This is a genomic window from Pseudooceanicola aquaeponti (assembly GCF_050897975.1).
Lineage (GTDB): Bacteria > Pseudomonadota > Alphaproteobacteria > Rhodobacterales > Rhodobacteraceae > Pseudooceanicola.
In genome coordinates this window covers 503,394-525,865 of sequence record NZ_JBPAXY010000002.1, presented here as the reverse complement: position 1 = coordinate 525,865, position 22,472 = coordinate 503,394, and the positions used below count along the sequence as shown (strand labels likewise).

The 22,472-nt window shown below is 66.2% G+C and carries 18 protein-coding genes; 8 read left to right on the top strand and 10 right to left on the bottom strand.

The features are described from left to right. Window positions 1–13 precede the first annotated feature (13 nt). The 4 genes from ACRARE_RS06115 to ACRARE_RS06100 form a co-directional block, all read right to left on the bottom strand. Complete coding sequence (locus ACRARE_RS06115) at window positions 14–1,024, bottom strand: glycosyltransferase family 2 protein (protein WP_432655523.1); 1,011 nt, start codon at window positions 1,022–1,024, stop codon at window positions 14–16. Window positions 1,025–1,154: 130 nt separating this feature from the next. After that, on the bottom strand, window positions 1,155–2,201 hold the full coding sequence (locus tag ACRARE_RS06110; RefSeq protein ID WP_432655522.1) for a glycosyltransferase family 2 protein: 1,047 nt from the start codon (window positions 2,199–2,201) through the stop codon (window positions 1,155–1,157). Continuing rightward, window positions 2,198–3,181 carry a UDP-glucose 4-epimerase GalE gene (galE, locus tag ACRARE_RS06105; protein ID WP_432655521.1) on the bottom strand — a complete coding sequence of 328 codons (984 nt, stop codon included), beginning with the start codon at window positions 3,179–3,181 and terminating at the stop codon, window positions 2,198–2,200. Before galE ends, ACRARE_RS06110 begins: the two co-directional genes overlap by 4 nt. 14 nt (window positions 3,182–3,195) lie before the next feature. Further along, window positions 3,196–4,092, bottom strand: a complete 897-nt coding sequence (locus ACRARE_RS06100) for a UTP--glucose-1-phosphate uridylyltransferase (RefSeq protein ID WP_432655520.1) — start codon at window positions 4,090–4,092, stop codon at window positions 3,196–3,198. A 552-nt stretch (window positions 4,093–4,644) separates the two neighbouring features. On the opposite strand from ACRARE_RS06100, the gene ACRARE_RS06095 reads away from it, so the two are divergent. Further along, window positions 4,645–5,466, top strand: coding sequence for an ABC transporter permease (locus tag ACRARE_RS06095; protein ID WP_432655519.1), 822 nt, complete (start codon window positions 4,645–4,647; stop codon window positions 5,464–5,466). Between the two features lie 76 nt (window positions 5,467–5,542). Then, a complete protein-coding gene (locus ACRARE_RS06090; protein WP_432655518.1) occupies window positions 5,543–6,190 on the top strand; it encodes a COG3650 family protein in 648 nt (215 codons plus the stop codon). A 6-nt stretch (window positions 6,191–6,196) separates the two neighbouring features. Here the strand turns inward: ACRARE_RS06090 and ACRARE_RS06085 are convergent, their stop codons facing one another. Continuing rightward, window positions 6,197–6,808, bottom strand: coding sequence for an alpha-ketoglutarate-dependent dioxygenase AlkB family protein (locus ACRARE_RS06085; RefSeq protein WP_432655517.1), 612 nt, complete (start codon window positions 6,806–6,808; stop codon window positions 6,197–6,199). Between the two features lie 351 nt (window positions 6,809–7,159). Between ACRARE_RS06085 and dnaK the strand changes: the two genes are divergently transcribed. The 3 genes from dnaK to radC all read left to right on the top strand — a co-directional run bounded on the left by dnaK (window position 7,160) and on the right by radC (window position 11,274). Next, window positions 7,160–9,079 (top strand): molecular chaperone DnaK, encoded by a 1,920-nt coding sequence (gene dnaK, locus ACRARE_RS06080; RefSeq protein WP_432655516.1) that lies wholly within the window; start codon window positions 7,160–7,162, stop codon window positions 9,077–9,079. A gap of 91 nt (window positions 9,080–9,170) precedes the next feature. Beyond that, entirely contained in the window at window positions 9,171–10,319 is a 1,149-nt protein-coding gene (dnaJ, locus tag ACRARE_RS06075; RefSeq protein WP_432655515.1) for a molecular chaperone DnaJ, read from the top strand. A gap of 193 nt (window positions 10,320–10,512) precedes the next feature. Beyond that, complete coding sequence (gene radC, locus ACRARE_RS06070; RefSeq protein ID WP_432655514.1) at window positions 10,513–11,274, top strand: RadC family protein; 762 nt, start codon at window positions 10,513–10,515, stop codon at window positions 11,272–11,274. A 74-nt stretch (window positions 11,275–11,348) separates the two neighbouring features. On the opposite strand, the gene ACRARE_RS06065 is transcribed toward radC, so the two are convergent. From ACRARE_RS06065 to secA, 5 genes are all read right to left on the bottom strand, one after another. Next, on the bottom strand, window positions 11,349–11,771 hold the full coding sequence (locus ACRARE_RS06065; RefSeq protein WP_432655513.1) for a GlcG/HbpS family heme-binding protein: 423 nt from the start codon (window positions 11,769–11,771) through the stop codon (window positions 11,349–11,351). Next, window positions 11,768–13,927: a malate synthase G gene (locus tag ACRARE_RS06060; protein WP_432655512.1), complete on the bottom strand. Its 2,160-nt coding sequence runs from the start codon at window positions 13,925–13,927 to the stop codon at window positions 11,768–11,770. The genes ACRARE_RS06065 and ACRARE_RS06060 overlap by 4 nt, the downstream gene beginning before the upstream one ends. Window positions 13,928–14,058: 131 nt before the next feature. Continuing rightward, entirely contained in the window at window positions 14,059–15,618 is a 1,560-nt protein-coding gene (locus ACRARE_RS06055; RefSeq protein WP_432655511.1) for a phosphate ABC transporter substrate-binding/OmpA family protein, read from the bottom strand. A gap of 25 nt (window positions 15,619–15,643) precedes the next feature. Further along, a complete protein-coding gene (locus tag ACRARE_RS06050) occupies window positions 15,644–16,690 on the bottom strand; it encodes a translocase (protein ID WP_432655510.1) in 1,047 nt (348 codons plus the stop codon). A 159-nt stretch (window positions 16,691–16,849) separates the two neighbouring features. Next, complete coding sequence (secA, locus tag ACRARE_RS06045) at window positions 16,850–19,591, bottom strand: preprotein translocase subunit SecA (protein ID WP_432655509.1); 2,742 nt, start codon at window positions 19,589–19,591, stop codon at window positions 16,850–16,852. 174 nt (window positions 19,592–19,765) lie between these two features. On the opposite strand from secA, the gene ACRARE_RS06040 reads away from it, so the two are divergent. The 3 genes from ACRARE_RS06040 to ACRARE_RS06030 are packed head-to-tail and all read left to right on the top strand — an operon-like array spanning window position 19,766 to window position 22,311. Beyond that, window positions 19,766–20,674, top strand: a complete 909-nt coding sequence (locus ACRARE_RS06040; RefSeq protein ID WP_432655508.1) for a peptidylprolyl isomerase — start codon at window positions 19,766–19,768, stop codon at window positions 20,672–20,674. A 6-nt stretch (window positions 20,675–20,680) separates the two neighbouring features. Beyond that, window positions 20,681–21,910 carry a bifunctional glutamate N-acetyltransferase/amino-acid acetyltransferase ArgJ gene (gene argJ / locus ACRARE_RS06035; protein WP_432655507.1) on the top strand — a complete coding sequence of 410 codons (1,230 nt, stop codon included), beginning with the start codon at window positions 20,681–20,683 and terminating at the stop codon, window positions 21,908–21,910. After that, window positions 21,907–22,311 (top strand): (deoxy)nucleoside triphosphate pyrophosphohydrolase, encoded by a 405-nt coding sequence (locus tag ACRARE_RS06030; protein ID WP_222475902.1) that lies wholly within the window; start codon window positions 21,907–21,909, stop codon window positions 22,309–22,311. Before argJ ends, ACRARE_RS06030 begins: the two co-directional genes overlap by 4 nt. The last annotated feature ends 161 nt before the right edge of the window (window positions 22,312–22,472 follow it).

Sequence of the window (22,472 nt, the reverse complement as noted above, 5' to 3'; positions counted from 1 at the left end):
GCTCTCGGGCCGATCAGGCCCAGTTTCCCTTCGACATCAGCCCGAGGATCTCGAGCTGGCGCCAGTTGATGTATTTCTCGGACCATTTGCACCACAGCTCGGGCTCGTCCTTCAGCCGCTGGTGATAGGCGATGTATTCCTGGCTGTCGCCGTAGTGCTGACCGCGCGTCAGCTCTTCCGCCGCCTTGGCGGTGAAGGTGTCCAGGAACTTGGTGTGCAGCAACACCCCCGAGGCCTTCTCGCCCCCCCATTCGTCGAAGACCAGGTTCATCCCGCGCGGCAACAGGGAATGGGTGGAGGACTGGAAGGCATAGCGCCGGTGCCAGCGCACCAGCGGCACCTTGTTCAGCGCCGGCGCCTTCCAGGGCTCGTCCTCGAAGAAGACCCGCATCCGCGGCCCGCCCTGGATCCACAGGTTGCCGTTCCGCCAGTTGCGGCTGATCGTGTAGTTGCCCGCGTCGAACCAGCTGGCGATTTCCAGCGGGTCCTGCCCCTCCCGGTAGGGGTCCGCGGTGATCGGCCCCTTGGGGTACATATCCAGCAGCATGGCCGAGAAGCTGCGGATCTCCGAGGCATCCAGCCAGTCGGTCAGGGCGTTCAGGGGCCGGGTGTCGCAGAAGGGGTAGACGAAGAATTCGTCGGGATCGACCGTCAGCGTCCAGTGATCATGGGCGTAGCGCAGCAGCAGCCAATTGATCCAGTCCATGCCGAAGCGCGATTTCAGATAGCTGGCTCGGGTGGTCCAGACCGAGCAATCTTTCTGCTCGGCCAGATACTCGCGCGAGCCGTCATCGCTGTCATTGTCCACGAAAAGGAAATGGTTGATCCCCAGGTCGCGGTAGTACTCCAGGAAGTAGGGCAGGCGGATCCGTTCGTTGCGCAGGGTGGTGAAGGCCAGGATGTGGCGTTTGCGAATCTTGCGGGTGCGGTTGGCCACCACCCTCAGCTGGTGCCGCTTGCGCAGCGCCCTGTAGTGCAGGAAGCGCTTTTCCCGCCCCAGATTGTAGGATTCGAAGACGCCCAATCCACTGCTCCTGCGCCGGTTGCCCCCTGGCCACGGCTTGCCCCTGCCGGCGATGTCATCCCGGTCACTCTATCTTCTATTTCTCTATGAAAACAGAACTGTCGGAAAGGGTCGAATGCCCCCCGCGCCCTCAGTCGCGGCGCATCAGCCCCAGCTGTTCCAGTTGGGCGGGGCCGGTATAGCGACAGCTGCCCGCGTGCCAGGCATCGGGGGCGGCACTGACCGCGCGGTAATAGGGGTCGAAGACCTCTGGCGCGCCGAAATGCTGGCCGCGTTGCTGTTCCTGCCGGGCGCGCGCCGGGCTATCGGGCAGGAATTTCGTGTGCAGCAGCACCCCCGAGGGGCCAGGCCCCGCAGGGCCGCGATAGGCCGCGTTGCGCGCCGGGGGCAGCAGGGAATGGGTCGAGTTCAGATAGGCATCGCGCCAGTGCCAGCGCACCAGCGGCAGCTTGTTCAGCGTCGGCCCCCGCGTGGGATCCTCGCCGAAGAACAGCCGCTCGCGCATCCCGCCCTGCACCCAAAGGTTGCCATGGCGCGGCTGCCAGCGGGCGCGGTAGGGGCCCGGGTCGAAGCCACGCAGAACCTCGGTCGGATCCTGACCCGGCGCATAGGCCCCGGCGTCCAGCGGCCCTTCGGGATAAAGGTCCAGCATCAGCGCCCCCAGGACGCCCCGCCCCGCCGCCGCCAGCCGCGCGGTCAGCCCCGCCAGCCCCTCGGCCTCGGCCCCGGGCCAGACCAGCAGCTCGTCGGCATCCACGGTCAGGCACCAGTGGCCCGCGCCATGGCGCATCAGCAGCCAGCCCAGCCAGTCCATGCCGAAACGGCTGTCGCGATAGCTGTCCCCGGTCTGCCAAAGCGAGACGTCCCCCTGCCCCGCCAGCATCTCGGCGCTGCCATCGTCACTGTCATTGTCCACGATCAGGAAATGATCGGCGCCCAGGGCGCGGTAGTGCGACAGGAAGAACGGCAGGCGCAGCCCCTCGTTGCGCACGCAGGCGACGACCAGAACCGCATCATCGGCCAGGCCGTCCGTGCGATCGGCCACCGGGCGCAGCCTGTGCCGCGCCCGCAGCGCCCGCCACAGCAGCCGCCGCCGCAACAGGCGCAGCCGGTAGCGCCGCCAAGGCGACAGGACAGGCGCGGGGCCGGGATCCCCGGCCCCGGCGTCCGGGGTCATTTCTGATACTGTCCTGTCTGGTGCCACCGCCATGCGTCCTCGATCATAATATCGAGGGTGGACCGCTGCGGTGTCCAGCCCAGTTCGGCCTCGGCGCGCACGGATCCCGAGACCAGCTTGGTGCAATCGCCGGGGCGCCGCGGGCCTTCGTCGTAAGGCACGGCGCGGTTGGTCACCGCGCGCGACTGTTCGATCACCTCGCGCACCGAGAACCCCGCCCCGGTGCCGAGGTTGAACACCCGGTTGCCCTTGCCCGCCTCCAGCCAGCGCACCCCCAGCACATGGGCGTCGACCAGGTCGCAGACATGGACGTAGTCGCGGATGCAGGTGCCGTCCGGCGTGTCGTAATCGGTGCCGAAGATGGTCAACGCCGGGCGCTTGCCGTCGATCGCCTCCAGCATGATCGGGATCAGGTGCGTCTCGGGGCGGTGGTATTCGCCCACCTCGGCCTCGGGATCGCCCCCCGCCACGTTGAAATAGCGGAAGATCACATGGCGCAGCCCGTGGCTTTCGCCGAAGTTGCGCAAGATCTCTTCCACCGCCTTTTTCGACGCGCCATAGGCGTTGATCGGCAGCTGCGGCGTGTCTTCGTCCAGCACCACGTTGTCATGTTCGCCATAGGTGGCGCAGGTCGAGGAGAAGACCATGTTCATGCAGCCCGTATCCACCGCCGCCTCGACCAGGTTGAGCGAGCCCAGCACGTTGTTGCGCCAGTAGAGGCCCGGGTCGCGCATCGACTCGCCGACCTGGCTGAGGGCGGCGAAATGCATCACGGCGACGGGTTGGTATTTGGCAAAGACCGCGTCCAGCCGGGCGCGGTCCAGCAGGTCACCCTTCTCGAAGGGGCCGAATTTCACCGCGTCCTGCCAGCCGGTGACCAGGGAATCATAGGTGACCGGCGTGAACCCCGCCCGCGCCAGCGCCTTGCAGGCGTGCGAGCCGATATAGCCCGCACCGCCGGTGACCAGGACGTTTTCCACGTCGCGCGCCCCGCTTACTGCGCCGCCTGCGAGCTGGCGATGACGTCCTGAAGATAGCCCATCAGCTCGTCCCGCAGGTCGTCGCGTTGCAGGCCAAAGGACACGGTGGCCTGAAGGAAGCCCGCCTTCGAGCCGCAGTCGAAACGCTGGCCGTTGAAGCGGAAGCCGTGCACGTCGCGGCCCGCCCGGATCTCGTCGGCAATGGCATCGGTCAGCTGGATCTCACCGCCCGCGCCCTTCTTCAGCTCGTTCAGGTTGTCCATCACCTGCGGCGTCAGCACGTAGCGGCCGATGACGGCCAGGTTGGACGGCTGGGTGCCCGGTGCGGGTTTCTCGACCATGCCCTTGACCGAGACCACGCTGCCCATGTCCTCTTTGACATCCAGGATGCCGTAGGACTTCGCCTTGTCGGCGGGCACTTCCATGGCCGCGACCATGCAGGCGGGGTTTTCCTCGAAGGCCTCGACCATCTGTTGCAGGCAGGGCCTGTCAGCGGCGATCACGTCATCGGGCAGGATGACGGCAAAGGGTTCGTCCTTGTTCAGCAGGCGCCGCGCGCACCAGACCGCATGGCCCAGGCCAAGCGCCTTGTGCTGGCGGATATAGGCGATCTGGCCGCTTTCCATATAGGTGGATTGCAGCACGTTCAGCAGGTCATCCTTGCCCTTGGCGGCAAGCTCGGCCTCAAGCACGGCGCTGTGATCGAAGTAATCTTCCAGCGCCGACTTGCCGCGCGAGGTGACGAAGATGAACTCTTCGATGCCCGCCGCGCGGGCCTCGTCGATGGCGTATTGGATCAGCGGCCGATCGACCAGGGTCATGATCTCTTTCGGCACCGACTTGGTGGCAGGCAGAAAGCGGGTGCCGAGACCGGCGACCGGGAAAATGGCTTTTGTGACCTTGTTTTGCACTGTGCACTCTCAATCTATTGCTGTTCGGACGGCCCGCAGGCCCCCGGGATGATCATCTATGGCCCGGTCCCTGCCTGGCCAGTTCAAATACGTGAAACCCGTTAACCACCTACTGCGACCCTGACGCCCGACCCCCTGGCATACCGGCGATCCCCGTCCGGCCGGAGCTTCACAAAGGTTTGACTCTCGAGACAAGCGTAGGCCTCGGGACCCGTGAAGAAAAGGCCGGTAGCGCGAACAAGCGCGGCATCGCCCATGGGCGCTCTGCCTGCGCCGGAAGCCGCCGAGAGCGCTGTGTTTTCCGCCCCTTGCCGCAGCGGCACCCTGCCTGTGTCGCTGCCCCAAACACAACCCGGCGCATAAATTGCAGGCGGAATTGCCCGGAAAAGTCGCATAATCGCAATGCTCCGCAAGGGGCCGCGCCGCAACGGCGCGCAGGTCGGGCATAATTGATCGCCGGGGCGAGGCAAGTTATCTTTGGGTAACAATAGAGACGCAGGATAACCGCCCCGATGCCGGGCGGATCGGCGGACAGAGGCAAAGAACCGACGCATGTTTCAGCAAAGATCGAGGAAGACGCGGTTCCAGTCAGCCATCGCCATGAGCGAGCTGATCTTCCATTCGACCGCCCATAACATCCGCAAAAGCCACAACAACGCGGTTCTGTCGATCGTCAACAACCTGATCCGCGTGGCCATCATGATGGCGGTTTTCTACGCCATGTTCGCCATTCTGGGCCTGCGCCGCACGGCGATTCGCGGCGACTTCCTGCTGTTCATGCTCTCGGGCGTCTTCATCTACATGACCCATGTAAAGACGGTCTCTTCGGTCATGGGCTCGGACGGCCCCTCGTCGCCGATGATGAAACACGCGCCGATGAACACGGTGATCGCGCTGGCCTCTTCGGCGCTGTCGACGCTGTATCTTCAGGTGCTGACCCTGCTGCTGATCCTGTTTGTCTACCACGTCGCCGTGCGGCCGTTCGAGATCTACGAACCCGCCGGGGCCTTCGCCTGCATCCTGACGGCCTGGTTCTACGGGATCGCGGTCGGGGTCTGTTTCCTGGCGCTGAAACCCTGGTTCCCGGAGTTCACCGGCATCGCGGCCCAGCTTTACACCCGGGCGAACATGATCGCCTCGGGCAAGATGTTCGTGGCCAACCAGATCACGCCCTCGATGCGCAACCTCTTCGACTGGAACCCGCTGTACCATTCCATCGACCAGGCGCGCGGCCATACCTTCATCAACTACAACCCGCATTTCTCGTCGCTGGAATATGCGCTGTCGGTGGCGGTGGCGCTGTTCTGCCTGGGCATGATCGGCGAGTTCTACACCCGCCGCCATGCCTCGCTGTCGTGGAACGCGCGGCGCTGAGGGCGACGTTTTCCCTGGCCTGACGGCCCCGCGCGGGGCAAGCTGGGCCAGAGACCCCGTCCCGGAGCCTGCCGCCATGTCCCGCCTTCTGTCCCTGCTCTGCCTCTGCCTGATCGCCCTGGCCCTGCCCGGCACGGCCCGGGCACAGCCGCAGCTGCCCGCGCTTTATGCCGTCACCGGGGTGGCCGCGAACGACCGGCTGAACATCCGCGCCGCGCCCTCTGCCCGGGCCGAGATCCTGGGCAGCTTCGACCCCGACGCCGAACGGGTCGAAGTGATCCGCCTGGACCCCGCCACCGGCTGGGGGCAAGTCAACCTGGAGGGACGCCAGGGCTGGGTCTCGATGCGCTACCTGCGGGCGATGCCTCAGCGCAGCATGTTCCTGTCGTCGGACCTGGCCTGTTTCGGCACCGAGCCCTTCTGGCTCATGGCCCGCGCCTCTGACGCCCATTACGTGCTGGAAACCCCCGACAGCGGCCGATGGCCGGTGCTGACCATGCTGGAGGACGACGCCCCGGGCGACCGGATCTATGCCCTGTCGGCGCGGTCGGAAGAGTTGACGGTGACCGGCGTGATGCGTCGGGAACTGTGTTCAGACGGGATGTCCGACAGCCTTTACGGCTTCTCGGTGGGGCTGGTGCTGAACGGGCGGCACGAGGGCGAGGAACGCTATCGCCTGATGACCGGCTGCTGCACCCTGACCATCACCGATCCGAACGACTAGGGCACCCTAGTCCACCACCCGGCAGGTCAGGTTGATCCGCCCGCCCTGGGCCAGCAGCGTGGAAGACCCAAAGCGGATCCGGTCCACCCCGTGGTAGAGCAGCCGCGCCTCTCCGCCCAGGATCAGCACGTCGCCGCTTTTCAGCCACAGGCTTTCGGTCTTGCCGCCGCGCTCTGTATTGCCGATGCGGAAAAGCCCCTCGTCGCCCAGCGAGACCGACAGGACGGGCCAGGAAAAATCGGCCTCGTCCCGGTCCTGGTGCAGGCCCATCTTCGCGCCCTCGCCGTAAAGGTTCACCAGACAGCAATCGGGCTGCCGGGTCAGCCCGGTCAGCGCCGACCAGATCCGCAGCACGCTGTCGGGAATGGGCGGCCAGTCGGCGCCCGAGGGGTGACGCCGCTCATAGCGATAGCCGCGCCGGTCGGAATACCAGCCGTATTTCCCCGCCGAGGTCATGCGCACCGACATCTTCTTGCCCCAGCGGGTTTCCGGCGAGAACAGCGGCGCGGCCTGCTGCACCGCCCGCAGATCCCCCAACAGGGCCTCTTGCGCGGGGCGATCAAGAAATCCCTGCCAGATCTGGACGCCGCGCAGGGTCAGGGTGGGATCGGGCGACATCGGGCTATCCTCTTTGGCTCGGGCGGCGGATTATTCCCCTATGTAGGGGATCTTTCGGCGACGGACACAACAGATTGCCCCTGCCGCCGCGCCCCTTCGGCGGCGCCCCGTTTTCCTGACATTGCAACATTTCGCGACGCAAACCCGGGGCAATGGCGCAAAAGCCGGACCAAGCGGAAATTTTGCCGATCTCGCGCTTGTGACCGGCTTGCAGGGCCGAAACCCCCTCCTTATATACCCTTGAGCCCGGCGGGCGGGGCCAAAACCCCCGCCGGACCGGGTCGCGGAAGGCCGATGCCGTAACGGGTCGGACTTCTGGACCATCGCCTTAAGTAGAAGGGATTGCAAACCATGGGTAAAGTGATCGGGATCGACCTCGGCACCACCAACTCCTGCGTCGCCATCATGGACGGCGCCCAGCCGAAGGTCATCGAAAACTCTGAAGGCGCACGCACCACGCCTTCGATCGTCGCCTTCACCGAAGAAGAGCGGCTGGTCGGCCAGAGCGCCAAGCGCCAGGCCGTGACCAACTCCACCAACACCGTGTTCGGCGTCAAACGCCTGATCGGCCGTCGCGCCAGCGACCCGGCCCTGTCCGCGGACAAATCCAACCTCCCCTACACCATCGTCGACGGCGGCAATGGTGACGCATGGGTCGAGGCCCGTGGCGAGAAATACTCGCCCTCTCAAATCTCAGCCTTCATCCTCGGCAAGATGAAGGAAACCGCCGAAAGCTACCTCGGCGAGGAAGTGACCCAGGCGGTCATCACCGTCCCGGCCTACTTCAACGACGCCCAGCGTCAGGCCACCAAGGACGCCGGCAAGATCGCCGGTCTGGAAGTGCTGCGGATCATCAACGAGCCGACCGCCGCTGCCCTGGCCTATGGTCTGGACAAGGAAGAAACCCACACCATCGCGGTCTATGACCTTGGCGGTGGTACCTTCGACGTGACCATCCTGGAAATCGACGATGGCCTCTTCGAGGTGAAGTCGACCAACGGCGACACCCACCTGGGCGGCGAAGACTTCGACATGAAGATCGTCAACTACCTGGCCGAGGAGTTCAAGAAAGAGAACAACGTCGACCTGCGTCAGGACAAGATGGCCCTGCAACGCCTGAAAGAGGCGGCAGAGAAGGCCAAGATCGAACTGTCGTCCAGCCAGTCGACCGAGATCAACCAGCCCTTCATCTCGATGGGGTCGAACGGTCAGCCGCTGCACATGGTGATGAAGCTGACCCGCGCCAAGCTGGAAAGCCTGGTGTCGGATCTGATCAAGGCCTCGATCAAGCCCTGCCAGGCCGCGCTGAAGGATGCCGGTCTGTCCACCGGCGACATCGACGAGGTCGTCCTGGTCGGCGGTATGACCCGGATGCCCCGCGTGGTCGAGGAAGTGACCAAGTTCTTCGGCAAGGAACCCCACAAGGGCGTGAACCCGGACGAAGTGGTCGCCATGGGCGCCGCCATCCAGGCCGGTGTTCTGCAAGGTGACGTCAAGGACGTGGTCCTGCTGGACGTGACGCCCCTGTCCCTGGGCATCGAAACGCTGGGTGGCGTGTTCACCCGTCTGATCGACCGCAACACGACCATCCCCACCAAGAAGTCCCAGGTCTTCTCGACCGCCGAGGACAACCAGAACGCCGTGACGATCCGCGTGTTCCAGGGTGAGCGTGAGATGGCCGCCGACAACAAGATGCTTGGCCAGTTCAACCTGGAAGACATCCCGCCGGCGCCCCGTGGGATGCCCCAGATCGAGGTGACCTTCGACATCGACGCCAACGGCATCGTGTCGGTTTCCGCCAAGGACAAGGGCACCAACAAGGAACAGAAGATCACCATCCAGGCCTCGGGTGGCCTCAGCGACGCCGACATCGAACAGATGGTGAAGGACGCCGAAGAGAACGCCGAAGCCGACAAGGCCCGCAAGGACCTGGTCGAGGCCCGCAACCAGGCCGAAAGCCTGATCCATTCGACCGAGAAGTCGATCGAGGATCACGGCGACAAGGTCGACCCCTCGACCGTCGAGGCGATCGAACTGGCCGTGGCCGCCCTGAAGGACGAGCTGGAAACCGACAACGCCGAGAAAATCCGCGCCGGTATCCAGAACGTCACCGAAGCGGCCATGCGTCTGGGCGAGGCGATCTACAAGTCGCAGCAGGACGAAGGCTCGGACGAGCCCCAGGCCGCTGACGACGCCTCGGGCGGGGCCTCGGACGACGACAATATCGTCGATGCCGACTTCGAGGATCTGGATGACAACAAGCGTGGCTGATCTGTTCAGCCCACGCTGAGGAACCTCTGGGGCCGGTCCTCCCTTCGGGCGGGCCGGCCTTCAACGTTCCTGAGGCAAGGGATATCCTACCGTGGCAAAACGTGACTATTACGAGGTTCTCGGCCTGAGCAAGGGCGCCTCTGCGGACGAGATCAAGAAGGCCTATCGCAAGAAGGCGAAGGAACTTCACCCCGACCGCAACGCAGACAACCCCCAGGCCGAAGACCAGTTCAAAGAAGTGAACGAGGCCTACGACTGTCTCAAGGACGCCGACAAGAAGGCAGCCTATGACCGCTATGGCCATGCGGCCTTCGAGGGTGGCATGGGCGGCGGGCGCCCCGGTGGCGGTGGCCCCGGCGGCAATGCCGATTTCGCCTCGGCCTTCTCGGATGTGTTCGACGACCTGTTCGGCGATTTCATGGGCGGGCGCCAGCCCGGCGGGCGCCAGCGCGCCACCCGGGGCGCCGACCTGCGCTATAACCTGCGGGTGACCCTGGAAGAGGCCTATACCGGCCTGCAAAAGACCATCAACGTGCCGACATCGGTGCAATGTACGGTCTGCGAGGGCACGGGCGCCGAGGGCGGCGCCGAGCCCACCACCTGCCCCACCTGTTCCGGCATGGGCAAGGTGCGCGCGCAGCAGGGTTTCTTCACCGTCGAACGCACCTGCCCGACCTGTTCGGGCCTGGGCCAGATCATCAAGAACCCCTGCAAGGCCTGTGGCGGCCAGGGCCGCGTCGATCGCGACCGGCAGCTGTCGGTGAACATCCCCGCCGGGGTGGAAACCGGCACCCGCATTCGCCTGGGCGGCGAGGGCGAGGCCGGGATGCGCGGCGGGCCTGCGGGCGACCTCTATATCTTCATCGAGGTGGCCAAGCATCCGATCTTCGAACGCGACGGGACCAACCTGTTCTGCCGCGTGCCGGTGTCGATGGCCACCGCCGCCCTGGGCGGCGACATCGAGGTGCCGACGATGGATGGCGGACGCTCGCGGGTGAAGATCCCCGAAGGGTCGCAATCGGGCCGCCAGATGCGCCTGCGCGGCAAGGGGATGCCGGCGCTGCGTGGCGGCGGCGCGGGCGACATGTTCATCGAACTGGCGGTCGAGACCCCGGTGAACCTGACCGGGCGGCAAAAGGAACTGCTGCGCGAGTTCGAGGACCTATCGGAAGAGAACAACCCCGAGAGCGAAGGCTTCTTCAAATCCGTCAAGAACTTCTGGGATTCGATGAAGGGGTGAATTGCCAAACCGGGGCCTTCGGCCCCGGCAAAAGGTCCAGTGGACCTTTTGGGCAATTCACGGGCGGAGCCCCGGTCACGGGGCCCCTATACCCACTCATTACTCCAACCAGGGCGGCCCCGTGCCGCCCTTTTTCCTGCGTGGCGCGCGCCCCTTAACCGAACGCTAACCATTGCGGGCGCAGGCTGGCCGCATGACCAGACCCGCCGCCTTTTCCGACAGCGCCCCCTCGCTCTTCGACAGCGACGAGGCCCCGGTGCAGCCGCTGAAATCCGGCCGCCTGCCCTCTTATATCGGCGACCACCGCAAACGCCTGCGCGAACGCTTCATGCAGGGGGGCGCGGCGGCCCTGCCCGATTACGAGATGCTGGAACTGGTCCTTTTCCGCGCCAACAGCCGCCAGGACATGAAACCGCTGGCCCGCCGCCTGCTGCAACGCTTCGGCGATTTCAATGGCGTCATCAGCGCCCCGCGCGATCAGCTGCTGGAACAGCACGAGGTCGGCGAGGCCGTGATCTGCGAGCTGAAGATCATCGAGGCCGCCGCCCAGCGCCTGGCCCGCGCGCGGGTGATGCAACGCCCCGTGGTCAGCTCCTGGGATGCGCTGCTGGACTATTGCCACACCGCCATGGCGCATCGCGAAACCGAACAGTTCCGCGTCCTCTACCTGGACCGGAAGAACGTGCTGATCGCGGATGAGGAACAGGGCAAGGGCACCGTCGACCATGTGCCCGTTTACCCGCGCGAGGTGGTCAAACGCGCCCTGCAACTGAACGCCAGCGCGCTGATCCTGGTGCACAACCACCCCTCTGGCGATCCCTCGCCCTCGCAGGCCGATATCGACATGACCGCCCAGATCGAGGCCGCGGCCGAGGCCCTGGGCCTGGCGCTGCATGACCACATCATCGTCGGCCGCTCACGCGAGCTGTCCTTCCGCTCTGAAGGGTACCTGTAGCCCCGACATAGCCCCCGAAACGCCAGACGGCCCCCGCAGGGGCCGCCGGTCTAGCTCGCAAAGGCAGATGCCGCTTAAAGCGTCGCCTCGAAGGCCGCGATCCCGGCCTCGGCCACCTCGCGGTCCTGCCCCGGCGTGCCGGAACTGACGCCGATGCCGCCGACGCAGTCGCCGCCCGCCATCACCGGCAGGCCCCCCGCCACGACCATCAGCCGCCCGCCAATGGCCGAGGCGATGCCATAGGCCGGGGCGCCGGGCTGCGAGGCGGTGCCATAGTCATGGGTCGCCTTCTTGGCCCCCGAGGCGGTAAAGCTCTTGTCGATGGCCACGGTGATAGAGGTCACCTTGCCGCCCTCCATCCGCTCGAAGGCCAGCAGGTTGCCGCTTTCGTCGGTGATGGCAATGCACATGGGCACGCCGATCTCGGCGGCCTTGGCCTTGGCGCCCTCCAGCAGAACGCGGGCATCGGCAAGGTCCAAACGGGTGATCTGGATCATTGGGCGGCCTCCTTGGCCTTGGCTTCGCGGCGCCGCGCGTGCAGCACCGGTTCGGTATAGCCCGAGGGCTGGGCGACCCCGGTAAAGATCAGGTCGCGCGCCGCGGCAAAGGCCACGCCGTCGAAATCGGGCGCCATGGGGATATAGGCCGGATCGCCCGCGTTCTGGGCGTCTACCTTGACCGCCATACGGCGCAGGGCGTCCTCGACCTGGGCCTCGGTCACCAGCCCGTGCAGCAACCAGTTGGCCAGATACTGCGACGAGATCCGCAGGGTGGCGCGGTCTTCCATCAGGCCCACATCGTTGATGTCGGGCACCTTGGAACAGCCGACGCCCTGGTCGATCCAGCGCACCACATAGCCCAGGATCCCCTGGCAATTGTTCTCGACCTCGCGGGCCACCTCCTCCTCGGTCAGGTTGCGCCCCGACAGCAGCGGCGGCGTCAGCAACGCGTCCAGCGAGGCGGCGGCGCGGCCCTTCAGCGCGTCCTGGCGGGCGAAGACGTCCACCTGGTGGTAATGGGTGGCGTGCAGCGTGGCGGCCGTGGGCGAGGGCACCCAGGCGGTGGTGGCCCCGGCCATCGGGTGGCCGATCTTGGCCTCCAGCATCTCGGCCATGCGGTCGGGCTTGGCCCACATGCCCTTGCCGATCTGACCGCGCCCTTGCAGGCCCAGGGTCAGGCCCGCGTCCACATTGCCCTGCTCATAGGCGGCCAGCCAACCGGCCTTGGCCATGTCGGCCTTGGGCACGAAGGCGCCCGCCTGCATCGAGGTGTGGATCTCGTCGCCGGTGCGATCCAGGAAGCCGGTGTTGATGAAGACCACGCGGTCCTTCACCTGGCGCAGACATTCCGACAGGTTGACCGAAGTGCGGCGTTCCTCGTCCATCACCCCCAGCTTGACGGTGTTCATCGGCAGGCCCAGCTCGGCCTCGACCCCGGCATACAGGCGGTCGGCAAAGGCCACTTCCTCGGGGCCGTGCATCTTGGGCTTCACCACATAGACCGACCCGGCGCGAGAGTTGCGGGGGCCCTCGGTCTTCTTCAGGTCATGCATGGCGCAGGCCACGGTGACCATGGCGTCCAGCATCCCTTCCGGGGTCTCTTCGCCCTCGAACAGCACCGCGTCGGTGGTCATCAGATGGCCCACGTTGCGCACCAGCAGCAGGGCGCGGCCCGGCAGGGTCAGGGCGCCGCCCTCGGGCGCGGTCAGTGCAAGATCGGGGGCCAGGGCGCGGGTCATGACCTGCCCGCCCTTCTCGAAGGTTTCGGCCAGGTCGCCCTTCATCAGGCCCAGCCAGTTGGAATAGGCCAGAACCTTGTCCTGGGCATCGACGCAGGCCACGCTGTCTTCGCAGTCCTGGATGGCGGTCAGGGCCGATTCCAGCAGCACATCGCGCAGCCCCGCCGCGCTGTCGCGGCCCACCGGGTGGCTGGGGTCGATCAGCAGGCCGATATGCAACCCGTTGTGGCGCAGCATATAGGTGGCCGTGGCCCCCTCTTCGGCATAGCCCACGAAGACCGAAGGATCCTTGAACCCATGCACGCCAGAGGCCGCCCGGGCCAGCAGCTCGCCGCCCTCGCGGAAATACTCGCTGACCTCGGTATGCGAGATCGACTTCAGCGGCACGGCAGTGTCCAGGAACTCGGCCGCCCAGGCCACCGCCTGCGCGCCGCGCTTGGGGTCATAGCCCTTGCCCTCGGGCGCGCCCGGCAGGGCGTCGGTGCCGTACAGCGCGTCGTAAAGCGATCCCCAGCGAGCATTGGCGGCGTTCAGGGCGAAGCGGCCATTGGTGATCGGCACCACCAGCTGCGGCCCGGCCACGCGGGCGATCTCGTCATCGACATTCTGGGTGCCGATCGAGAACTCCGGCCCCTCGGGCACGATATAGCCGATCTCGGTCAGGAAGGCGCGATAGGCGGCGCCATCCCAGGGCTGGCCCTTGCGTTCGGTCAGCCAGGCGTCGATCTGCGCCTGAAGGCGGTCACGCGTTTCCAGCAGGGCCAGGTTTTCCGGCACCAGATCGCGCAGCAGACGGGCATAACCGGCCCAGAAATGCTCGGCGGTGACGGGCAGTCCGGGCAGAACCTGCCCTTCGATCAGATCGGCCAGATCCGTGGCCACGGACAGGCCGGCGCGGCTGACATAGTCGGTCATAACGATCTCCTGAAATATCTGCGCCGAAGATAGCGAATGCGCCGCCGCTGGCGATGAAATTCGCGCGGCTTTCCACGATACGGAAAGGTTGGTGAGGTGGGCGCGCGGCAGCGGACGGATCAGCCGGGCGCCTAGCGCAGCCAGACCTCGACCCGGCGGTTCACCTGGCGGCCCCAGTCGCTGTCGTCGCAGGCCATGGGCATGGCCTCGCCGAAGGTATCGGTGCCCAGGGTGACCCGCGACAGATCGGCGGTTTCGGCGGCGGCCAGCACGGCGCGGCGCACCGTCTCGGCCCGTTCGGCCGAGATCCGCAGGTTCGCCTCGGCGCTGCCGTCGCCATCGGAAAAGCCGATCAGCAGCACCTCGCGCCCGTCGAACTGGCCGCTTTCCAGGGCGCGCGCCATCATCCGCACGTTGGACAGCGACTGCGCATCCAGCCGGGTGGATCCGGCGCGGAAGCGGAAAGAGGTGGTCAGCCGTTTCATCCCGGTCAGGGTGGTCACCATGCGCTGCAATTCGGCCAGGGGCACCTCGTCGCCCGCCTGGGCAATGGCATTGGCGAAGCGGTCGCCCTGGTCGTCAATGGCCACCTCTTCTGGCAGCTGGTCGACGAAGCCGGCGCGGCGGATCACATATTGCGCCTGGGGGTCGCGGGTATAGGCCAGGAAATCGCGCGCCAGTTTCGGCAGCCGCACGGCGGGCTGATAGAGGAAGACCGGCGCGGTCATCGGGTAATCCTCGGTCTTGGCATTGCGCCGCGTGGCCTGAAGGGTGAAACCGCAGGCGCCCGACAGGGCCAGCCCCGCCGCCGCCCCCACCTCGGAGGCCGAAGACAGGCCGATGGCGAAGGGATCCGCCAGCACCGCCTTCAGCAAATCCTCGTCGCTGTCGTGCTGCACCGCACCCGCGGCCAGACCGGCGCCACCGGGGCGCAGCAGGCGGTCCTGCACCACCTGCCCCAGGCCCGAGGTCAGATCCCGCAGGTGCGGCACGATGGGGGCATCGGCCCCGCCCAGGTCCTGCCAGTTGGTGATCCGCCCGGCAAAGACATCCGCCAGCTGCGGCATGGTCAGCCGCTGCACCGGGTTGCCCGGCGCCACGATGGGCACCAGCGCATCCAGCGCCAGCACCCGGGCGCGGCCCTTCTGGGTCAGGTCGCCCAGACCGGCGGCGCGGGCGGCCTCCAGCTCGGTCTCGCGGACCTCGCGCAGGGCCATGACCAGATCGGCGCCCGCCTCGATCAGCTCGGCAAAGCCGCGGTCGGTGGTGTGGCTGTGGATGGTGAACTCGCCCGCGACGCGCCCGCCCGCGCGCTCGGTCAGGGTATACAGAACCTGCCCCGGCCCCAGTTCCTCGCGCCGCACCGCATAGCCCGCGCGCAGGCCGAAGCCCTCGACCAGGGCGGGCATCAGCACCTCGCCCACGGTTTCGGCGCCGGAAATGGTGATACGGGCCACGTAATCGGTCAGGTCGGGGCAGCCCGGCCCGTCGCACAGCACGCCAGAGCCATCCAGCGTCAGCACGCCAAATTCGGTTTGCAGCCGGTAGAATTCGCCGTCAAAGCCCAGCAGGTCGCCGGACAATTCGACATTGCCGTCGCGCGAGGTCAGCGTCACATCCTGCGCGCGGACCCATGTCGCAAGGGGCAAAAGGAAAAGTGCGGCGAAAATCGCCGCACGCAGGGATCGCATGTGCCTGGCCTCGGGTTCCCGCAGGTTACTTGGCGGCGATCTTCAGATCATCGAGAAGATTCTTCAACAGCAGATAGTCGCCCGCCGCGTCGCAGGCGGGCATCGTGACATTCAGGTCATGGAAGCTGCCGAAGGCGCCTTCGCTGACATGGATCACCTGGGCGGCAATGTCCTTGCCGCAATTGGCCTCGGTCACCTGGGCCTCGACCGACAGGTCGATGGTGCCCGCCTTGCGGGCAATGCCCAGCGGGAAGGAATAGACCTGCGCCATGCGGGCCTGGGGCAGATCCGGGTTGCCCAGCAGGGTCAGGAACCCGCCCTCGCCGCGCGCGGCCACGGCGGCCTCTTGCGGGGCCTCGGCCCAGACATGGCCCGGCTCGGCATAGCTGGCACCGTATTCCAGCGCGTGCAGCTCCAGCCCCGTGTCGCCCTGCCATTGCACGACCGAGCGGTCGTAAAAGGCCAGGGAAGAGACCTCGGTATCGGCGCTGGCGCCCTCGCCGTCCTGGAAGACGGCCACGAAGATGGCGAACTCGGCCAGGGCGGGCACCGACAGGGTCAGGGCGCCGCTGGCGTCGGTCAGCTCGGTAAAGACCATGCCCTCGTGATGAAAGGCGACGCGGTCGTCGGCGTAGCAGGGCGCGTCCAGGGTCAGGGTGACCATGGCGGCGGCGGCGGGCTCGGCGGTCAGGGTGACGGCACAGGCGGCCCCCTCGGAGGCCTCGGCGCTCTCGGTCTGGATGGGATCGGCGGTGCCCTCGGCCTGCACCGGGGTCGGGGCCAGCGGCGCGGCGGGGCCGGTGGCGGCCAGCTCGGCCTCGGGGTGCAGCACGGGCGAGGAGGTCAGTTCGATGTCTTGCAGCGCCAGACCATCCTCTTCGGGCGCCTCGGCCAGGACGGGGTCGGCCAGCGGCGCGGCCTGGGCGGCCGCCTGGGCGGCGGCGGCCTGGGCCTGGGCGGCAGCCACGTTGCGCGAATGGCGTTCCATCATATAGCCGCTGCCCCCGGCCACAAGCAGCCCGGCCCCGGCAATGGCGGCGGTCTTGATCAGCATGGCCTTGGCGATCGGCATGACTAGTCCTCCTGCGATGGTGGCACCCTCGCGTCCGATTCGGGCGCCCATGTGGCACCAAGGGGGAGAATTCGGGCCAGATCCCCCGGCCCAAGGCGGAATGCGAAAGGGGCGGCGCCATCGGCACCGCCCCCTCTTTCCGTCAGTCACGCCTGTCGGTCAGACCAGCGCGCCGTGGCAATGTTTGAACTTCTTGCCCGACCCGCAGGGGCAGGCCGAGTTGCGGCCCGGGGTACCCCAGGTCTCGGGGTTCTCGGGATCGAAGCCCGGCACATAGCCCGGCCCGTCGGGGAAGACCCCCTCGGGGGCGTCTTCGCCCGAGGCGCGGGCCTCGGCCTGTTGCACGGCGGCGTCGACCTGCGCCTGCTGCGCCGCCATCTGCTGTTGCAGGGCGGCGATCTGCGCCTGACGCTCTTCCTCGGTCATCGGGCGGACACGGGACAGGGTCGCGGTGACCTCTTCGCGCAGGCTGTCCAGCAGGGTCTCGAACAGCTGGAAGGCCTCGTTCTTGTATTCGTTCAGCGGATCGCGCTGCGCATAGCCGCGGAAGCCGATGACAGAGCGCAGATGCTCCATCGTCAGCAGGTGCTCGCGCCATTTGCCGTCGATGGTTTGCAGCAGGATCTGCTTTTCGATCACCCGCATATGCTCGGGGCCGAAGGCGGCGGCCTTGGCGGCCATGGCCTCGTCCGAGGCCTTTTCCAGACGCTCGATCACATGCTCGTCGTCCACGCCCTCTTCGGCGGCCCATTGATCGACCGGCACGTCGATGCCCAGCTTCTCGATACAGGCGGCGCGCAGGCCCTCTGTGTCCCACTGATCGGCGTAGGTCTTGGGCGGCATGTACTGTTCGACCAGATCCGCGATCACCTCATAGCGCATGTCCTGCACGATCTCGGACAGGTCCTGCGCCTCCATGATCTCGCGGCGCTGACCGAAGATCAGCTTCCGCTGGTCGTTCATCACGTCATCGAACTTCAGCACGTTTTTCCGCATGTCGAAGTTGCGGCCCTCGACCTTGGCCTGGGCGCGTTCCAGCGACTTGTTCACCCAGGGGTGAATGATCGCCTCGCCTTCCTTCATGCCCAGCCCCGACAGCACCTTGTCCAGACGTTCGGACCCGAAGATGCGCATCAGGTCGTCTTCGAGGCTGAGGAAGAAGCTGGATTTGCCCGGGTCGCCCTGACGGCCCGAGCGGCCGCGCAGCTGGTTGTCGATGCGGCGGCTTTCGTGGCGTTCCGTGGCCAGAACGTAGAGACCGCCGGCGGTCTTCACCTCTGCCTCGGCGGCGGCGTGTTCCGCCTCGATCTTTTCGCGCACGGCGTCGGGGTCGGCCTCGGGGTTGGCGGCCAGGGCCTCCATCACCTTGATCTCGACGTTGCCGCCCAGTTTGATGTCGGTGCCGCGCCCCGCCATGTTGGTGGCGATGGTGATCGCCCCCAGCTTGCCCGCCTCGGCAACGATCTGCGCCTCTTGCTCGTGGTGGCGGGCGTTCAGCACGTTGTGCTCCAGCCCGGCCTGGGTCAGCAGCTGGCTCAGCAGTTCGGATTTCTCGATCGAAGTCGTGCCGACAAGGATCGGCTGGCCCTTTTCATGGGCGGCGCGGATCTCTTCGATGATCGCCTGATATTTTTCCTGCTGGGTGCGATAGATGCGGTCGTCGTTGTCGATCCGCGCAATCGGCTTGTTGGTCGGCACTTCGACCACGCCCAGGCCATAGATTTCCTGGAATTCCTCGGCCTCGGTGGTGGCGGTGCCGGTCATGCCCGACAGCCGGTTGTACAGGCGGAAGTAGTTCTGGAAGGTGACCTGTGCCAAGGTGACGTTCTCGGGCTGGATCTCGACCTTTTCCTTGGCCTCGATGGCCTGGTGCAGACCCTCGGACAGGCGGCGGCCCGGCATCATGCGGCCGGTGAACTCGTCGATCAGAACCACGTCGCCGTTGCGCACGATGTAATGCTGGTCCTTGATGAACAGCTTGTGGGCACGCAGGGCCTGGTTCACGTGGTGCACAATGGTGGTGGACTCGGGATCATACAGCGTTGCCCCCTCTTCCAGCAGACCGGCCTCGTGCAGCAGGGTCTCCAGCTTTTCGTTGCCCTCTTCGGTGAAGGTCACGCCGCGCTGTTTCTCGTCGGTGGTGTAATCCTCTTCCGACAGCGAGGGGATCAGGGCGTCGATGGCGGTATAAAGATCGCTGCGGTCCTGGGCGGGGCCCGAGATGATCAGCGGCGTGCGCGCCTCGTCGATCAGGATGCTGTCCACCTCGTCGACGATCGCGAAGTTGTGCTCGCGCTGATAGAGGTCCTTCAGCTCGGACTTCATGTTGTCGCGCAGATAATCGAAGCCCAGTTCGTTGTTGGTGGCATAGGTGATGTCGCACTGATAGGCGGCGCGTTTCTCCGCATCCGGCTGGCCGGGATAGACGACGCCGGTCGTCAATCCGAGGAAGCCGTAGACCTTGGACATCCAGTCGGCATCGCGCTTGGCCAGGTAGTCGTTCACCGTGACCACATGCACACCCAGCCCCGACAGGGCGTTCAGATAGGCGGGGAAGGTGGCGACCAGGGTCTTGCCCTCGCCGGTCTTCATCTCGGCGATATTGCCCTGGTGCAGGAAGATGCCGCCCATCAACTGAACGTCAAAGGCCCGCAGGCCAATGGCGCGGCGGGCCCCTTCGCGGCAGTTAGCAAAGGCTTCGGGCAGCAGATCGTCCAGGGTCTCGCCGCCTGCCAGCCGTGTCTTGAACTCTTCCGTCTTGGCGCGCAGGCCCTCGTCGGTGAGCGCCTTGAACTCGTCTTCCAGCGCGTTGATCTTCGCGACCAGCGGGCGCGTCGCCTTGACCTTGCGGTCGTTCGGCGTGCCGAAGACCTTCTTGGCGAGTGTTCCGAAACCCAGCATGATCTATCTTCCGCTTCTTTACGCCATCGTGTGAGGGGGCCTGTTGTGTGGGCGCCTTACGACCCGTAAACAGGGCCGGAACAGGCCGCCAAGCCCCTTTGCCATAAGGCGATGTAGTGGGCGGGCGGAAGAGTGTCAACGCCACGGCCCCCGTGGCAAACGGAAGGAAAATCCATGTTGCACCGTCTCACCCTTGCCGCCCTGCTGACCCTGTCGGTTCCCGCACCGCTTCTGGCGCAGGAGACTGCCGCAACGGAAGGCACCGTGCCGTCGAACTACACCCTGACCGTCGAGGGCCCTCTGAGCCTTGATACCGTCCTGGCCCGCGTGGGCGAGACCGAGATCACCCTGGGCCATCTGGTCGCCGCCCAGATGGAGGCCCCGCAGCCCTATAACCAAATGCCCCTGGCCCAGCTGGCCGAGCCCCTGCTGAAGCAGGTCGTGCAGCAGGAAGAGCTGCGCCAGACCTTCGAGGGCGAGACCCCGGCGGCCACCCGCTATCTGCTGGACAACACCGAACGCAAGGTCGTGGCCACCGACGCCATGCTGCAATACCTCTCGGCCACCATCACCGACGAACGTATCCAGCAGGCCTATGACGAGGCCTACCCCGATGACAGCTCGGGCCCGGTGGAATATCACGCTGCCCATATTCTGGTCGAAACCGAGGAAGAGGCCCAGGCGCTGGTCGAAGAGTTGGAGGGCGGCGCCGAGTTCGCGACCCTGGCGCGCGACAAGTCCACCGGCCCCTCGGGCCCCAATGGCGGCGATCTGGGCTGGTTCACCCCCGACAAGATGGTCGCCGAGTTCAGCCAGGCGGTTTCGGCGATGGAACCGGGCGAGATCTCGGCCCCGGTGCAGACCCAGTTCGGCTGGCATGTGATCAAGCTGGAGGAAACCCGCCAGCGCAAACCCGAGCTGGAGGCGGTGCGCCAGCAGCTGATCGGCCAGCTTCAGGAAAGCGAGAGCATGGCCTATCTTGACGAACTCTCCGCAAACTCCGATGCATCCATGGCCGATCTCAGCGAGCTGGACCTGAGCAACGAGGTTCTGATGCCGCTTTACATGGAAATGCAGGAGTAACAGCGCATGGCTGGCAAGTATCCGACCTCTCCCCTGGCGCCCGCCGCCTTTCCCGCGCTGCCCGTCATCAAGGGCGTGCGTTTCGCGACCGCTGCGGCGGGGGTGAAATACCAGGGGCGCACGGATGTGATGCTTGCCGCCCTCGACGCCGGCACCACGGTGGCCGGCGTCTTTACCAAATCCAAGACCCGCTCGGCGCCGGTGCTGGACTGCCAGGCCAAGATCGGCCTGGACGGCAGCGGCCCGGCGGCCATCGTGGTGAACTCGGGCAACTCGAACGCCTTCACCGGCAAGAACGGCATCGAGGCGACCCGCGCGGTCACCTCTGCCGCCGCCGCCGCCCTGGGCATCGACGAGACGCGCGTCTTTTCGTCCTCGACCGGGGTGATCGGAGAGCCCCTGCCCCATGCCCGCATCACCGCCAAGCTGGACGAGCTGGCGGGCAACCTGTCTGAGACCAAGATCGAAGAGGCCGCCGGTGCGATCATGACCACCGACACCTTCCCCAAGGGGGCCTCGGCCGAGGTGATGGTGGACGGCACGCCGGTCAAGATCGCGGGCATCGCCAAGGGGTCCGGCATGATCGCCCCCGACATGGCGACGATGCTGGTCTATATCTTTACCGATGCGCAGGTCGAACGCTCGGTCCTTCAGGACATGCTCTCGGCGCTGACCGATGTCACCTTCAACTGCATCACCGTGGACAGCGACACCTCGACCTCTGACACCCTGCTGCTGGCGGCCACCGGCACCTCGGGCGCCCAGGTCGGGCCCGAAAGCACCGGCTTCATCGAGGCGCTGCGCGGGGTGATGCTGGACCTGTCGCACCAGGTGGTGAAAGACGGCGAAGGGGCGACCAAGTTCGTCGAGATCCACGTCTCCGGCGCCGCCTCGGACGAGGACGCCAAGATCCACGCCATGTCGATTGCCAATTCGCCGCTGATCAAGACCGCCATCGCGGGCGAGGATCCCAACTGGGGCCGCGTCGTCATGGCGATCGGCAAATCCGGCGCCGCCGCCGACCGCGACCTGCTGACCATCCGCTTTGGCGACGTCCTGGTGGCCGAGAACGGCTGGGTCTCGCCCGACTACCGCGAGGAACAGGGCGCGGCGATCATGAAGGAACAGGAGATCGCCATTTCGGTGGATCTGGGCCTGGGCGGCGGCACCGCCACCGTCTGGACCTGCGACCTGACCCATGGCTACATCTCGATCAACGCGGACTACCGCTCGTGACCAAGAAGATCATCCTTGTCTCCGCCGTCGCCCTGATCGACGTGGACGGCCGGGTGCTGCTGGCGCAGCGCCCGGAGGGCAAGTCCATGGCGGGCCTGTGGGAGTTCCCGGGCGGCAAGGTCGAGCCGGGCGAAAGCCCCGAGGCCGCGCTGATCCGCGAGCTGAAGGAAGAGCTGGGCATCGACACCTGGTCGTCCTGCCTGGCGCCGCTGACCTTCGCCAGCCACGCCTATGACGACTTCCACCTGCTGATGCCGCTGTTCGCCTGCCGTCGCTGGGAGGGCACGCCGCAGCCGCAGGAAGGCCAGACCCTGGCCTGGGCGCGTGGAAACGAGCTGCGCAACTACGAGATGCCCCCCGCGGACGTGCCCCTGCTGCCGATCCTGCGCGACTGGCTCTAGGCGAATCACCCCTGCAAAGGCAGCGCGACAGCCAACTCGCCCCATACGTGTGTCTACATTTGACACATAATCCAGGCGAGAGTGCCGCCTATTTCCTCGACAAGTCAACGGGTTTTGCCGATTTTCACAGCGCACAACCCGACCATACGCACAAGGTATAC

Coding starts and splice junctions, on each gene's coding strand:
- ACRARE_RS06090 (WP_432655518.1), top strand. CDS start 5,543: ATGTCCCGCCTTCTGTCCCTGCTCTGCCTCTGCCTGATCGCCCTGGCC.
- ACRARE_RS06050 (WP_432655510.1), bottom strand. CDS start 16,690: ATGCCGATCGCCAAGGCCATGCTGATCAAGACCGCCGCCATTGCCGGG.
- dnaK (WP_432655516.1), top strand. CDS start 7,160: ATGGGTAAAGTGATCGGGATCGACCTCGGCACCACCAACTCCTGCGTC.
- ACRARE_RS06065 (WP_432655513.1), bottom strand. CDS start 11,771: ATGATCCAGATCACCCGTTTGGACCTTGCCGATGCCCGCGTTCTGCTG.
- ACRARE_RS06095 (WP_432655519.1), top strand. CDS start 4,645: ATGTTTCAGCAAAGATCGAGGAAGACGCGGTTCCAGTCAGCCATCGCC.
- radC (WP_432655514.1), top strand. CDS start 10,513: ATGACCAGACCCGCCGCCTTTTCCGACAGCGCCCCCTCGCTCTTCGAC.
- ACRARE_RS06110 (WP_432655522.1), bottom strand. CDS start 2,201: ATGACCCCGGACGCCGGGGCCGGGGATCCCGGCCCCGCGCCTGTCCTG.
- ACRARE_RS06060 (WP_432655512.1), bottom strand. CDS start 13,927: ATGACCGACTATGTCAGCCGCGCCGGCCTGTCCGTGGCCACGGATCTG.
- ACRARE_RS06055 (WP_432655511.1), bottom strand. CDS start 15,618: ATGCGATCCCTGCGTGCGGCGATTTTCGCCGCACTTTTCCTTTTGCCC.
- secA (WP_432655509.1), bottom strand. CDS start 19,591: ATGCTGGGTTTCGGAACACTCGCCAAGAAGGTCTTCGGCACGCCGAAC.
- ACRARE_RS06085 (WP_432655517.1), bottom strand. CDS start 6,808: ATGTCGCCCGATCCCACCCTGACCCTGCGCGGCGTCCAGATCTGGCAG.
- ACRARE_RS06040 (WP_432655508.1), top strand. CDS start 19,766: ATGTTGCACCGTCTCACCCTTGCCGCCCTGCTGACCCTGTCGGTTCCC.
- argJ (WP_432655507.1), top strand. CDS start 20,681: ATGGCTGGCAAGTATCCGACCTCTCCCCTGGCGCCCGCCGCCTTTCCC.